The organism is Lachnospiraceae bacterium KGMB03038, assembly GCA_007361935.1.
GTDB lineage: Bacteria > Bacillota > Clostridia > Lachnospirales > Lachnospiraceae > Massilistercora.
This window is the reverse complement of sequence record CP041667.1, coordinates 358,527-373,430: the sequence shown is the minus strand read 5'-3', so window position 1 is coordinate 373,430 and position 14,904 is coordinate 358,527. Positions and strand designations below refer to the sequence as shown.

Sequence of the window (14,904 nt, the reverse complement as noted above, 5' to 3'; positions counted from 1 at the left end):
TGATTACTTCTTTCTCCGGTCCAGGATATAGACCTTAAATGGAGAATACAGCATTGCTGCGACAATCACTAAAAAACCGATCATACATATCACATCATTCGATGCGTTAAGCCCTACCATAATTATACCAAACGCCGCCATAATTGCAAGAAACGCAATGGTCAGCCCGCCTTCTTTTGTCTTAAAAAAACTATTCTTTTCCATCTTATGCCACACCTCCATTTTCCCTTTATAAGCAGATCAGCAGGAAGGTAACGGCGCCGATGAGGATCGTTGCCGGAACTGTGATCGAAAGCAATTTTTTCATGACTTCTCCTTCTCTGCCCAAGATGCCTGCCGTCGTCGTCCCAAGGATGATCTTGCTGGGGCTTACCGCCGCGCCGATAGCGCCGCCAGCCGTCTGTGCTCCCAGAATCGCGGAACTGTTGACAGACAGAAGATTGGCTGTGGTCATTTGGAAGTCGCCAAAGAGAATATTGGAGCTCATATTGCTTCCTGTCATAAAGGTTCCAAGAAGTCCTACAAATGGAGCCAGCACCACATATGCTTTTCCAAGCACACCCGCGATACCGTCTGAAAGCACCACCGTCTGTCCTGTTCCGCTCATGATCATAGACATGATGACCAGCCCGATCACCGCGATGCCGGACGGCATAGTCATAGAAACGGATTTTATGAACACACGCTTTACACCGCCTTCTTTGATCCATCCGTGACTCTTATAATAGAGGATTCCTATGATCGCCGCAATGAAAAGGAACATGCTTGCATGGGTAAAGGGCGCAAGCGGAGAATAACTCTCCACCGCTTCGTTCACATAGCCATATCCGGTAACCGTCTCCGGGAAGGCGAAGCCTATGGTAAACTGGCCCAAAAATGTGTTGACCGGTTTTACCAGCAATACGATCAGCGTCAGAGCGGACAAAAGGATGTAAGGAACGAACGCCTGGATCAAGGTCATATCCGCCGGCGCGTCGTCGTTTTCTCCTTCCACTGAGTCCCGCCTCATGATGCCGCTGTCCGCGATGCTCCATTCTTCCTTATACATCTTCAGCCGCCCCAGCAGCATGATCACTACCAGGGAGATACAGGACGGAACAAAACAGGACAGGGTGGTATTCACCTGAGTCAGCGCTAACTCTCCGCCGCCCTGGATCAAGGTCAGGACGATAACCGCGGGAAGCCCCTTCTTTACCGCCTTTCCCTTTCCGTAGAACCAGCACACCGCAGCTCCGGTCACCACATCCCAGAACCACAGGAACGCCGCCGCCCAGAGGGCTGTCGCCAGATACTCACCGCTTCCGGCCTGCAATCCCGCTGACATAGCAAGAGAATCCCAGCCGGCCGCCAAAGTTCCAAAGGTATTTCCCCAAGCCTGGCCCAGAAGCGGAATGATCACCGCCCACATGGGCTTTACGCCGATGCCGATCAGAAGCGGCGCTCCCACCGCCACCGGAACACCAAATCCGGTAATTCCCTGAAGAAAACTTTCAAACACCCAGCCCATAGCCAGAACCAGAAGGAGTTCATTGGGAAGCAGTTTCCTCATTCCATTTCGGATTACCAGAAATGCCTTTGCCTCATCCCCCACCTGATACATCAGAATGGCCGTCCATATGATCAACAGGATGGGAAGCGCGCTCCACACTCCCTTCGCGCTCTGAGAAGCGATCAATGCAAGATCCGCCTTGTAGAACACGATTCCTGTAAAAATCGTAATCAAAAGCCCAATGGGCGCCGCTTCTGTAGCTCCCCACTGGAATTTTATCATCAAGATCAATAGTACGATAATCGGCAGAAACGCCATTATCCACATAAACAGATTTGTTGGTATATTCATATCCCGTCTCCTACTCTCTTATGACATCAAAGGGAGCTTCCCGGCATTCCAGCCGGGAGCTTCCCTTTTTGATCTCACTTCAACTCTTTTTATCTCAGGAATGGATCACCGTTCCCGTCTTTCCGGCTATGCCGTCAGCCGCCTTGTCAAGCAGGGTGATCAGCGTACGCCGCCCCTCGCCGGACTGGGCGAACCGGATAGCCGCCTCGATCTTAGGCAGCATAGATCCTTTCGCGAACTGATCCTGGGCAATGTACTCTTTGGCCTGTTCTACCGTCAGATCGGAAAGCCATTCCTGGTTTTCTTTTCCAAAATTGATGGCCACCTTCTCCACCGCGGTCAGGATCACCAGGTAATCCGCGCCAATCTGGGAAGCAAGAAGACTGCTGGCATTGTCCTTATCAATGACCGCGTTCACTCCTACCAATTTCCCTTTTTCACTGACTACCGGAATTCCGCCGCCTCCACAGGTGATCACAATATGTCCCGCGTTTACCAAGGTGCGCACCGTCTCCAGTTCCCGGATCCTTTTGGGCATAGGAGAGGCCACTACCACACGGTAGCCCCTCCCGGCATCCTCCATACAGCGAACGCCGTTAGCCTCATTTTCCTCCGCTTCCTCTTTGCTCAAGAAACGTCCAATAGGCTTAGTTGGATGCTGGAACGCCTCATCGTCCTTATCCACTTCTACCTGGGCCAGGATAGTGGATACCTTGCCGTCGATATTCCGCTCGTAAAGTTCGTATTTGATGGCGTTCTGCAGGTCGATCCCAATATATCCCTGGCTCATGGCCACACAGGTGGGCAGAGGGATCTGCTTATAGTTCTCATGCATACATACCAGATTGTCCATGGCGTCCTGGATCATCCCCACCTGGGGACCGTTTCCATGAGTCACAATGATATCCAGGCCCTGCTGGGCCAGGTCAACAATGACCTTCGCCGTCTTTGCTACCGCTTCTTTCTGCTCTTCCACATCTTTTCCAAGAGCATTTCCTCCAAGGGCAATGACAACCTTCTTTCTTTCCATCAGGATCCCTCCCTTCTATTCCTCAGAAAATCCCAGCTTCTTCGCGTACGCTTCGATCGCTTTCTCGAAACATTCGATCGGCGGATGAACAGTACCGGCCCCGATCTGTCCATATCCGGCGATCTTGTGGGCGATACCTGTATTGATCACAGGCGTGATTCCTTTCTCTACCACCAGTCTTGCATCGATACCAAGGCAGATTCCCTGGAAATTCCAGGTTGGAACGGTAAAGTTCGGATTCCGGTCGATAACGATCTCCATCATTTCATTGCTGGTACGCAGGGCGTCCTCATATCCGCCGGCGCCCACAAATCTAGTAACCGCCGGAGCGGCGATCATAGCCATACCGCCCACGCCAAAGGTCTCTGTAATGGCGCTGTCTCCCATATCCGGGCAGGCGTCCTCGCCGTCATATCCGGTGAAGTATAATCCCTGCGGAGTATTGACCGGACCTGTAAACCACTCGTCTCCCATGCCGGCGATGCGGATACCAAATTCATAACCATTCCGGCACATCGCAGTCACGATGGTTCCATCCGTACCGGTACGGGCGTCGTCCATAACCGCCTTACCGGTTGCCATCATAATATTTAAGAAGAACTGGTCTGTATCAGCCAGGAACTTGATCACGTCGTAACGGTCTTTCTCATCCATATCCATCTTAGTGATGATCGGAGCCACTTCTTTCAGGAAGGCAAGAGAAGCTGCGATATTTCTCTGGTGGAACTCGTCTCCCATCGCCACCGCTTTGGCGATCAGCGGATTAATGGCAAGACCGTTCTCCATCGAACGCAGAGCTTTTCCAAGTGTTGGGCCTAAGACGTCCCGCATCCAGCGAAGACGCTCGATCACTTCCTCTGAGTATGCGCCAAACCGGAGTACTTTGCCGATACCTTCATTCATGGTACAGTAAGCCCTGTTTCCGCCAGTTTCATTTTCCACTACAAAGACTGCCATATTGGGAGATGTGATGCCGCCCATTGGTCCTACCGCGTTTACATGATGGCAGGGGATGAACTTGATCTCTCCATTCTCCAGCATTTTCCTTGCGTCCGCCTCGTTGTCCGCCCATTCCTCGAACAGAACCGCGCCTACACAGGAACCCTGCATCGGATCCGGCATATTCTTATATTCTACCGGAGGACCCGCGTGAAGGATCACTTTGCCTTCCCGAAGCTCCGGAATCACTTCTTTCGCCCGCACATTGTCTTTCAGGACCGGCTGGCTTGCAACTACTTTGGCCGTCACTTCCCTGTTCTTCTCGTCAAGTCCTTCATAATTTCTCAGGAAATTCAGGATCTTGATCAGCTTCAGATTTCCACCTGCCGGCGGCATCCAGTCATACTGGACTACATCGCAGCCAAACTCTTCTACTACTTCCGCGAAACTCTTAAGACCAATGTTGATGATCTTTGGTTTCTCGGACAGAAGCGCGCGCAGTTTGTCGGAAGGCGCGGCCTTCGGGAAATCTACGACTGTCTTAGGACGAACCTCTTTTACCGGCTCTTTAAAATCTCTTCCGATCGCCCGGATGGCTGTCCGGCATGCAAGCTTGTTATTCTCGCATACGATCACGCCTGCCTCTTTCAGCTTATTGACCGCTTCATCATAGCCCTGGAAGTCGCTTCTGGTTCCGCATACGGTTCCTACGAAGAATACTTTTCTTCCGGCGGCTTCCGCCTTCGCCATCAGCTCTTTGATGGTTGGAAGGAGCGCTCCAGCCATATCTTCATGAGAACCATATCCTAACATAATATCGAACAGAACGGCTCCTGTAGATTCATCATCCACAGCCTCCTGCATACACTCGATTCGTTTTGCCGGGTCGATCATCGGATGGGGCTTTCCCTGAGTATACGCATCGTCTCCTAAGTCTACTACCACATTGCCGTCCAGCTGCAGCATGTAGCCTTCGATATCCTCCGGCGGAACCTTTACATCCATGGCGTCCTTGATCAGCATAGCCGCCTCATTGGCCAGCGTGCCGCCAGAATAGTAAGCTTTGATGGTCTTCTTGTCTTCTGCTTTATAGAACTGGGATTCATCTACATCTACCGTTGCTTCTGGGATTTCTGTGCCTCTTACCAGGCTGACTGCCAGACGGGCAGCTTCATCCAGTGTATACGCGTGATAGAAGTTTTCCTCATGGTATTCTGGTTTCTCACCTACGAACAGCGTCACAATGGGCTTGCTGAAATTGCTGAGGCGTGCGGCGATCTTGTCACGCACTTCTTTTGCCGGCGGCTTGGAAACGATGATCAGCACCTTCACCGCATCGTCGTCTTCCATAGCGTCGATCATATCCATCATGGTAATTCCGCCAACTGCCGCGTTCAGGTCACGTCCGCCGATTCCGATGGCGTTGGTCACGCCTTCTCCCAGACGGTCGATAATCGTAGTCAACTCCTGGATACCTGTTCCGGAAGCTCCGATGATCCCGATAGACCCTGGCGCAACTTTATTGGTAAAGGCGATCGGCACGCTCTGGATGATTCCGGTACCGCAGTCCGGTCCCATCACAGCAAGTCCTTTTTCGTGAGCCTTTTTCTTTAATTTCACTTCATCTTCCAGCGCCACGTTATCGCTGAACATAAATACATTAAGTCCCTCGTCCAGCGCGCGGTCTGCTTCCAGAGCCGCGTAAGCGCCAGGAATGGAGATCACTGCCAGATTGGCGTCCGGCTGCTTTTCCAGAGCCTTGTCCCAGGACTTCACGCTCTCAGCGCCTTTCTTATCGCCTTCTGTAGTAGACTGTTTCTTGAAGAACTCGTCTACCTCGTCCATGATTTTATCCAGAAGACTGTCATCGTCCACATCCGCGACAACAACCATATCGTTGGCTGTGGCTTCCATCAGTTCATCTGTGGCGAGGCCGCTCTGTTTATAAATATCCTTGTTGGCTGGCGTAGCCATCATAATAGAAACTTTCTTCACACCTTCAATTGTTGAAATCTGATTGGTGAGAAGCATCAGAACAACAGAGTCATGGTAGCTTCCTTTTTTTACGATTGTCTTTAACATAATTTCTCCTTTCCTTTACTTACTCCGCAAACCTGTTTTTGTGGTCATATCTGTCATAATGGATGTCATCGCTCTTCAGATATTCTACGATCTCATCTACGATCTCAATACCGCCCTCCGCATAAGCCTGATCCCGTCTCATGACCGCTCTCTCTCCAGGATAGTATACTTTGTCGTGGCCTGGCGCCGGTTTCATCTGACTCAGCTCATCACATACCTGAGACATGTTTTTCTTAAACTCATCAATGCCTACAAATCTGGCCGGATCGATGACGATGTGCATCTGGCCTAATTCTCTTCCCTTGGACAGATCATGGTACATAGAACTTACATGTTTTCCAAAAGGAACTCCAAGAAGCACGCCGCTGAATACATCTACCATCATCATCAGGCCGTAGCCTTTTGCTCCCGCGATCGGAAGAAGCGCGTTTACTTTGTTTGGATCTGTCACCGGCGCGCCTTCCTCATCTACCGCCCAGCTGTCCGGGATTGACTCATGCCGAGACCGTTTGTCCAGGATTTTTCCCCAAGCCTGAACGGTGGTAGCCATATCGAAGACAACCATTCTCTCATCTGCTGTTGGAGCCGCAAAGGAGATAGGGTTCGTTCCATAGTACGGCTCTGTTCCGCCGTAAGGCACTGCCATCGGATCTGACTGGCAGAATGAAATCGCTGCCAGATCTTCTTTGGCCGCCATCTCTGTGTAATAACCAAGAGATCCGCTGTGGGAAAGGTTGCTCATGCCTACGATCGCGACTCCGTTTTTCTTCGCCATCTCGATGGCTTTCTCCATTCCCAGTTTCGCGATCACATAGCCGCATCCATTATCCCCATCCAGGATACCGCTGCAGGGACCGTTCTCTTTCCAGGTAATCTTCGGATCCGCGGTGATACCTCCTTTGGCAATCCGCTCGCTGTAGTATTCTACACGCACCGCGCCATGAGAATGATATCCCCTTTCATCCGCCCAGGTCAGAATCTCGGCCGCGGTCTCCGCATGATCTTCTTTCAGCCCCGCCTTGGCCATCTTATTCTTCATTAAGTCTTTTAACTCATTCCGTGAAAGTCTCATTTTTCTAAACCATCCTTCTTTTTTATTTGCAATCTGTTCCTTAGGATCTTTTACTCAGTGGGGACCTTTTGCCCCTGGCATCTTATAATTTCACGTCTCTGTTGCAGTCTTTGGAGTAAATGTACGCAAATTCCTCTTCTCTTCCTACCGCGTAGCACGCCTGCGGCACATACGCGTCCAGGAATACATAGTCCCCTTTCTTTACCGGTACCCAGTCGTTGTCCAGACGGTACATTCCCTTTCCAGACAGGAAGTACATCCCATGCTCCTGGATATGGGTCTCGATATAGCCGTGGGACGCTCCCAGTTTGAATTTCAGAATGTGCATGTTCATATCAAAACCAAAGTCTCCCGCCGCCGGAAGCAGGTCTTTGATGTGGCAGTTGTCCATTCCCTCGTATTCTACCCACTCCATCTCATTTGTATTTCCTACTACTGTGCGGGCGCTGTAGCCTTCGATCCTGTCATATCTGCGTTTGTATACGTACAGTTTCGCGTCTGCTTTTCCCTTATTCTCAAATGACACCAGGCTGCTCTCTGGGGAAAAGATGTATCCTCCCTCGGTAAGCTCCGCTTCCTGATCCGCGTTCTTTACCGTCACCGCTCCTTCCAGCACATACAGGAAGGTTTCCAGCCCTTCCCCTCCCAGACCAGGATTCTTCCCGCCTTCATGGGCCGTTACCAGATAATCCGCGAAAGACGCTCCCATCGCCGGCGTCCCCAGGATCGTCACATCACAGTTCTCATAACCTGGGATGGCGTTTTTTACCAGTCCGTCCGGCTCAAGCAGAACATAATTATCCTTTTTCACGATGGAACGTGTATCCAGTAATTCGTCTCTGTAACCAACCTGACCATTTAAATAACTCATCCTTAAACCCTCTCCTTCTACCTAAAATCTTTTTCTAAATCTGTTTGTGGTCAACCAGTTTTTATATTTTCATTATGACAATACACTTTTGTTTTTTCAATTGACATTTTATACAAAACAACGACCTCTTTTTGTTTACTCTGCTTATATGGTTCTCTTATCGTTATCGCCGTCCTGAAATCCGCTCTATTTTCGGCTTAAAATTTTGCTAAAATTTTCTCAATATTTTTTTGTTATATTTTTATCAATTCAATTTCTTTCTCTGCCGGAGTAAGGAGCTATCCTTTTGCGCCTTGTTCTCCATTTCCTTCTGTGTTAGGATAGATGATAGAGCCGTTGTCTGACGGTACATCATATACAGAAAGGAAGTCCTCTCATGCTTCACAAAACCGACTGGGAGCTGTCCGGCTCTCTGTTCTCTAAATATGCGACTATTTATCTTGATACCGATTATCTCGATACAGACCAGGAGCTTCGCGGATGTATCTTATATTTTCACGGCGGAGGCCTTCTATATGGAGACCGCCACGATCTCCCCTTGCTTCATCTAAACACATTGACTCAGGCCGGATACGCGATTATCGCTTTTGACTATCCTTTGGCCCCGGCCGCCAAACTGGACATGATCCTGGGAGATGTATGCGCCTCAATCCAGTCTTTTATAGAAGAAAGCCCCGGCCGCTTTGGCAGGCTTCTTCCCTATTATCTGTGGGGCCGTTCTGCCGGAGCCTACCTCTGCCTTCTGGCCGCCGCGAAAGGAAATCTGACTATTTTGCCAAGAGCGGTCCTTTCTTTCTACGGATATGGTTTTCTCTGCGACGGATGGTTTGATTCCCCCAGTAAATATTATTGCTCCCTTCCATCGGTACCGGCTTCCTGTCTGGACGCAGTTCCCCAGGATATCCACGCCGCCGGCGATCTGGACACCCACTACAGCGTCTATGTTTACGCCCGGCAGACCGGGAAATGGGCGGATCTATTGTATGAAGGGCGGAAGAAGTATTTTTTCCTGGACTATTCTCTGCGCACCTGCGAGAAATTCCCCTGCCCCTTGTTCTGCGCCCACAGCATCAAAGATCCAGACGTTCCTTATAACGAATTCTTGGAACTGTGCAGCCGATACAATGCCCAGCGTTTTATCGCTTCCTGCGATATGCACGATTTCGACCGGGATGAGTCAAACGCATTTACAGGAAGGTTATTAGAAGCTGTTATAAAATTCCTGGCCCAGCAGGAAAATAAGAAAATCGAATGGCCAGATACATACAAAATCTAATTAATTAGGGCCGGGGGATTTTTAAAAATCCCCCGGCCCCAATTGAAATTTTTATAATTTCACGTCTCTGTTGCAGTCTTTGGAGTAAATGTACGCAAATTCCTCTTCTCTTCCTACCGCGTAGCACGCCTGCGGCACATACGCGTCCAGGAATACATAGTCCCCTTTCTTTACCGGTACCCAGTCGTTGTCCAGACGGTACATTCCCTTCCCGGACAGGAAGTACATCCCATGCTCCTGGATATGGGTCTCGATATAGCCATGGGACGCTCCCAGTTTGAATTTCAGAATGTGCATGTTCATATCAAAACCAAAGTCTCCCGCCGCCGGAAGCAGGTCTTTGATGTGGCAGTTGTCCATTCCCTCGTATTCTACCCACTCCATCTCATTTGTATTTCCTACTACTGTGCGGGCGCTGTAGCCTTCGATCCTGTCATATCTGCGTTTGTATACGTACAATTTCGCGTCTTCGTTTCCCTTATTCTCAAATGACACCAGGCTGCTCTCTGGGGAAAAGATGTATCCTCCCTCGGTAAGCTCCGCTTCCTGATCCGCGTTCTTTACCGTCACCGTTCCTTCCAGCACATACAGGAAGGTTTCCAGCCCTTCCCCTCCCAGACCAGGATTCTTCCCGCCTTCATGGGCCGTTACCAGATAATCCGCGAAAGACGCCCCCATCGCCGGCGTCCCCAGGATCGTCACGTCACAGTTCTCATAACCTGGGATGGCGTTTTTTACCAGTCCGTCTGGCTCAAGCAAAACATAATTATCCTTTTTCACGATAGAACGTGTATCCAGTAATTCGTCTCTGTAACCAACCTGACCATTTAAATAACTCATCGTTAAATCCTCTCCTTCTGCCTATATTCTTTTTCTAAGGCTAAGTGGTCATCCACTCTTTCTAACTTCATTGTCACACCCTGTTTTCCCTTTTGCAATAGACAGTATATACAAAAACTTTTCCGCCTTTTGTCAATTAGGGACAGGGCATTTTTAATTGGGGGTGTCGCAAAATCATCAAATTAGGTGATGGAGCGATACCCTCGCTCCATTTAAAGGAAAACGGAAGTGATTCCACTTTGTTCTGTGGATTACTTCCGTTTTTGAGCATACTTTAATAAAGCTGCTTAGTTTCTGTTTGATTAAGCAGATTTCTTCACTGGAAACAGATGGTTTCCGGTTCGGTCATTTTGTATTTTAGCGTGAAGTTTGTTGAGATTATAGCCCATACTCAATAAAAGAATCTCCAGTTTTACTTTGGTTTTTCCACGGAGTAAAAATCTTTGAAATTCATAGTCGTTTTTCAGGGCTCCAAATGCTCCCTCCACCTGGATCGAACGGTTCATCCGGTATAGGAGCCCGGTTTCGCTCAGGATGTTTTCATAGGATTCCTGTCGTTTCTCCAAAAAGCTTTTGGATACATACAGCCGTTTGTTCCCTTTTGCTTTTGTACATTTCTCTTTATAAGGACAGTCCGTACAATCTTCGCATTCGTAGACGGTGACTTCGGATTCATAGCCACTTTTACTTGTCTGCTTTTTCAGGAAAATCGGCCGCAGTTTCTTCCCGGCATGACACGTATAGGTATCTGTCCTTTCATCATAACCCATGTTCTCACGTTTACTGATATCCTTTTTAAAACTCCTCTTTTTCCATTTCTCATACGTTTGCGGTTTGATATAGGGCTTTTGTTTCTGGTCTCTCAGATAGCTGTATCCTTCTTCACTTTCATATCCTGAATCTGCCGTCACGCTTGGATAACGGAATCCCAGTTTTTCTTCCATTCTCTTTAAAAAAGGGACCAGCGTCCATACATCATTCCGATCCTGAAAAATATCTGTCGCGACAATATATTCGCTGTCCACTGCGATCTGTACGTTATATCCCGGCTTCAACTGGGCATTCCGCATATGGTCATCCTTCATATGCATGAATGTGGCGTCCGGATCCGTCTTACAATAATTATTCCGTCCCCGGAAGCTGGCTGTATGCCAGTCGTAGATGGTCTGCCGTTCCAGAAAACGTTGGAACAGTTCCAGATATTTCTGGTTCCGGCTTTTCCGTTTCCCTCTTCCATGGACAAAAACGGTATGCTGTTCTTTACAACTCTGTTCCAGAAACCGACAGATCTTCTGAAGATCCTGTGTTCTTGTTCCTTCCGTTACAGAAAAACTCTGTAGATACTCCTGGTTCAGAAGAGCTACGGCTTCCTGTACTTTCTGGAACATTTTTGTTTCCCATTTCCCTACGGATTTTTTCCAGACAAAGGTATATTTGTTTGCGCATGCCTCCAGCTTTGTCCCATCAATAAAAACGGTTTCCTTCGACAGCTCGCCCGCATTTTTCAGTCTCTTTACCATTTGATAGAAGAGATCTTCACAGGCATCCGCCAGGAATCCGGTACGGAAACGTGCGATCGTGCTGTGGTCAGGTGCTTTCTGCCCGGCGAGCAGCCACATAAAGTTGATATCTCGTCTGCATGCGGTTTCAATTTTTCTGGATGAATAAATGTTCTGGGAATACGCATAGGTCAGGATCTTGAACATGGTCTTAGGATCCACTGCCGGATTTCTGCCTTTGGCAGAGTAAGCCTGATACAGCAAGCTGTAATCCAATCCCTCCAATTCGTGGCTCAGCAGTCGGACAGAATCATCATCAGGAACCAAACCTTCCAAATTTAATGGCAAAACCAGTTGATAAGGTTCGCCGAATTCGGTATAATTTTTATGGTATTTTTGGTTAGTAGGCATATCTAATTATACCATGGATTACGGACTCTTCGGGGTCCGTTTTCTGTTTTTGGATATGAAAAAGGAGCGTTGCTCCATAGATGATTACTCATCTATTTTGCAACGCCCCCAATTAAAACTTATCTCACCTTATAAGATGGTCTGAAGATCTCATTTTCCGGCAAGTGCTGGTAATCTCTTTCCATATAACCGTATTTCATTTTTTCGTAATAGGTCTGTCCCTTAGCTTTCAGTTCTTCCAGATCGATTCCTTCCATCTTTCTATCCTTCATTACGGTGCGGCCGTTTATGATGGACATCTTGATATCCGGTCCATTTCCGCACATAAAGATTGTCCGGATCGGATCATCCACAGCTCCCATGTGGAAGGCATCCAGATCCACAACGATCATGTCTGCCTTGGCGCCTTCGCACAGACGCCCCAGATCTGGTCTTCCCAACATCTTCGATCCTCCCAGAGTTACAGCGCGGTAAATGTCCGCATAAGTAGAGCCTTCTGCCGTTCCTTCCTGCATCCGTGAATACATACTGGCGGTACGGATCACACCAAAGAAATCCGGCGGGAATGTATCTGTTCCGATCGCCACATTGATTCCTTCCTGACAATAACGCTTAAAGGTATTCAAATGCCGTCCGGTCCTTCCGATAATGATCGGGCAGTGGATGACTGTTGTGCCGTGCTTTGCAAGGATTGAAAGGTCGTCTCCCGGATCTTCTACCCATTTTGTGCCTTTCAGCATGAAGGCGTGAGGAATTCCCACATCCGCCCCAAGGAATCCGATACTTTCCAGATATTCGATCGGGGATTTTCCTGTTTTCGCCTTTATATAGTCATACTCAAACGGGCTCTGAGCAGCGTGGAGTTTCAACGGGACGCCAAGTTCCGTGGCGTATCTTCTGGTATTGATCAGATTTTCTTCCGTCTGCATCTCGATCCGTTCCGGTTTCAGACAGCCCCGGATCAGTCCATCGTAGGCTCCGTCATATTTCTTGACAAATTTGACCGCTCGTTCCAGTCCCTTCTCGCCTTCTCCTTCCTTGAAGCGCACCGTCAGATTTCCGTCCGGTTTGGTCACATTCAGACCACACTGATAACTAGGAGACATATATAACCGAAGCCCCATATTGCCCGCGTGCTCCACAGCCGCTTCCGCCTCTTCATAGGTCTCGGCCCAGCCTTTATAGAACACGGATGTAATGGGAAGAGCTGTCGTCACGCCATTCATGATCAGCTGCGCATAAGCAAACTTTGATTTAAACGCCTCTTCTTCAGGCGTCATACGGTCATGTGTTCCTTTTATAAAATATTCTTCTGAAGGCCAAAGACTATTCAAAACATAATCATAGGCCTCAAAATGCAGGATATCATGATCAATATCGCCCAGTGCGTTCAGATCGATAAAGCCCGGCATAATAACCGCGTTGCCGGCATCTTCCGTCACATCTACTTCGCCGTCGTAGTTTTTTCCCACGTATATGATCTCATTTCCATCATATACCACTTCTCCGTCACGGATGATTTCATGATCTTCCCCATCAAATCCGATGACAAATCTTCCCTTCAGTTTCCTTTTCATTTCCAGTCCACCTCATTTCTTGACTTGATATAAATCAGGGAGAGGGAGCAAACACTCCTCTCTCCCTTATGTTTTGCGAAGCAAATTTTATTTCTTTTCAAGAGTTGTTCCAATCCTAAATGGCGCCGAGCTCTTCATGTACTTCATACAGAAGTAGAAGATCAGTCCTGTCGGGATCGTTGCGGTAAAGAAAGAAATATCTACGTTGATCAGGCCGATCACAACGCCTACACACATCGCGATGATCGCCGCCCAGTTTACGCCCGCGTGATTTCCTTTTACGTTATACAGATCATCCAGCGCCGCCTTCTCATATTTTCTCTTATGCAGAATAAAGAAGTCTGTGATCAGGATTGCGAAAATCGGTCCAAAGAACGCGGTATAAATCTTTGTGAACAGCGCGAGTCCCGCTGCAGAACTGTCATCGGTCAGGATCCACGGACAAGTACATACTGCCAGGATACCGATCAGGATAACAGCCGTTCTGTGTTTCATCTTAAACGCATCCATGAATGCGTATGCCGGCGGGATTACGTTGCTTGCAAGGTTAGTCGTTAACTGAGCGAAAATGATGAAGGCCAGCGTAACAACCATGACTACTTTGTTGTCAACCATCTGCGCGAACGCGTTGATCGGGTTTGCGACTCCTGTCGCTGTAGAAGCCATAGCGCCAATGATACCGAGCAGAACGGTCGCCGGAACCATAGCCAGGAAGTAAGAAAATCCACGTTTCATTGTAGACATTCCATCTTTCATCTCACGAGAGTAATCTCCTGCGTTCAGCATAACCGGTGTGCTGTTTCCAAAGAAAGCGATGATCGCCGCGATAAACGGCATACCCCAGGTTCCTGATTTGCTCATCAGATTCTGGCTTACCACATCACCATACTCTGTGACGCACAGATACAGCAGATACAGCATAGCGATAGAGATAACAACACCTCCAATGTTGCCAACCCACTTGGCGCCCTGGAATCCTTTGATGGAAAGCAGGATCTGGATGATCTGGAACACAATGAACCATAACCAGATATTATCGAACCCAAATAACGCCATTGAAATATTGTTGATCGCCGCGCCGCCCAGCCAGGTCTGGTATCCATACCATACGATAGCCGGAACGCCCCGGATCAAACTGGGAACAATGTTGCCTTTGGTACCAAATGCGCTTCTAAGCTGTACCGCATAAGGCGCTCCTGTCTTATAACTAAACTGGTCGTTGAGCGCAATACCTACGACCAAGATCAAAGTTCCGATGGTCACCGCCAGGAATAACTGTGTCAGATTCAGTCCAGCTTCCAGCTGCGCCGACCCCTGGGCCAGCGTACCGATAGAGATACATCCTCCCAGCCAGAGCATTGTATTGGAGCCCCAGCTCATGATTCGTTTATCTTTGGAAATCGGTTCCAGGGAAGCGCCTTCCTGTTTTGTTTCGTTCTTTACATCACTCATATCTTTACTCCTTCC

Annotated in this window: 11 protein-coding genes; 1 reads left to right on the top strand and 10 read right to left on the bottom strand. The window is 48.6% G+C overall.

All coding sequences use genetic code 11. From position 1 onward, the window contains the following. Positions 1-3: 3 nt before the first annotated feature. From FND36_01815 to FND36_01790, 6 genes are all read right to left on the bottom strand, one after another. The gene (locus tag FND36_01815; protein QDW72884.1) at positions 4-204 is read right to left on the bottom strand and encodes a hypothetical protein; all 201 of its coding nucleotides are present in this window, start codon (positions 202-204) and stop codon (positions 4-6) included. Between the two features lie 25 nt (positions 205-229). Further along, a complete protein-coding gene (locus FND36_01810) occupies positions 230-1,840 on the bottom strand; it encodes an L-lactate permease (GenBank protein QDW72883.1) in 1,611 nt (536 codons plus the stop codon). Positions 1,841-1,934: 94 nt separating this feature from the next. Next, positions 1,935-2,870 (bottom strand): carbamate kinase, encoded by a 936-nt coding sequence (locus FND36_01805; protein ID QDW72882.1) that lies wholly within the window; start codon positions 2,868-2,870, stop codon positions 1,935-1,937. A gap of 15 nt (positions 2,871-2,885) precedes the next feature. Then, positions 2,886-5,891 carry an acyl-CoA synthetase FdrA gene (gene fdrA, locus FND36_01800; GenBank protein QDW72881.1) on the bottom strand — a complete coding sequence of 1,002 codons (3,006 nt, stop codon included), beginning with the start codon at positions 5,889-5,891 and terminating at the stop codon, positions 2,886-2,888. A 19-nt stretch (positions 5,892-5,910) separates the two neighbouring features. Further along, a complete protein-coding gene (gene allD / locus FND36_01795; GenBank protein ID QDW72880.1) occupies positions 5,911-6,963 on the bottom strand; it encodes an ureidoglycolate dehydrogenase in 1,053 nt (350 codons plus the stop codon). 82 nt (positions 6,964-7,045) lie between these two features. Then, positions 7,046-7,834 carry a (S)-ureidoglycine aminohydrolase gene (locus FND36_01790; protein ID QDW72879.1) on the bottom strand — a complete coding sequence of 263 codons (789 nt, stop codon included), beginning with the start codon at positions 7,832-7,834 and terminating at the stop codon, positions 7,046-7,048. 376 nt (positions 7,835-8,210) lie between these two features. Between FND36_01790 and FND36_01785 the strand changes: the two genes are divergently transcribed. Beyond that, entirely contained in the window at positions 8,211-9,110 is a 900-nt protein-coding gene (locus FND36_01785) for an alpha/beta hydrolase (GenBank protein QDW72878.1), read from the top strand. Positions 9,111-9,161: 51 nt separating this feature from the next. On the opposite strand, the gene FND36_01780 is transcribed toward FND36_01785, so the two are convergent. From FND36_01780 to FND36_01765, 4 genes are all read right to left on the bottom strand, one after another. Continuing rightward, the gene (locus FND36_01780; protein ID QDW72877.1) at positions 9,162-9,950 is read right to left on the bottom strand and encodes a (S)-ureidoglycine aminohydrolase; all 789 of its coding nucleotides are present in this window, start codon (positions 9,948-9,950) and stop codon (positions 9,162-9,164) included. A 302-nt stretch (positions 9,951-10,252) separates the two neighbouring features. Next, on the bottom strand, positions 10,253-11,860 hold the full coding sequence (locus FND36_01775) for an IS1182 family transposase (protein QDW72876.1): 1,608 nt from the start codon (positions 11,858-11,860) through the stop codon (positions 10,253-10,255). 119 nt (positions 11,861-11,979) lie between these two features. Next, complete coding sequence (locus FND36_01770) at positions 11,980-13,437, bottom strand: amidohydrolase family protein (protein ID QDW72875.1); 1,458 nt, start codon at positions 13,435-13,437, stop codon at positions 11,980-11,982. An 87-nt stretch (positions 13,438-13,524) separates the two neighbouring features. Next, a complete protein-coding gene (locus FND36_01765) occupies positions 13,525-14,889 on the bottom strand; it encodes a transporter (protein QDW72874.1) in 1,365 nt (454 codons plus the stop codon). Between the last annotated feature and the right edge of the window lie 15 nt (positions 14,890-14,904).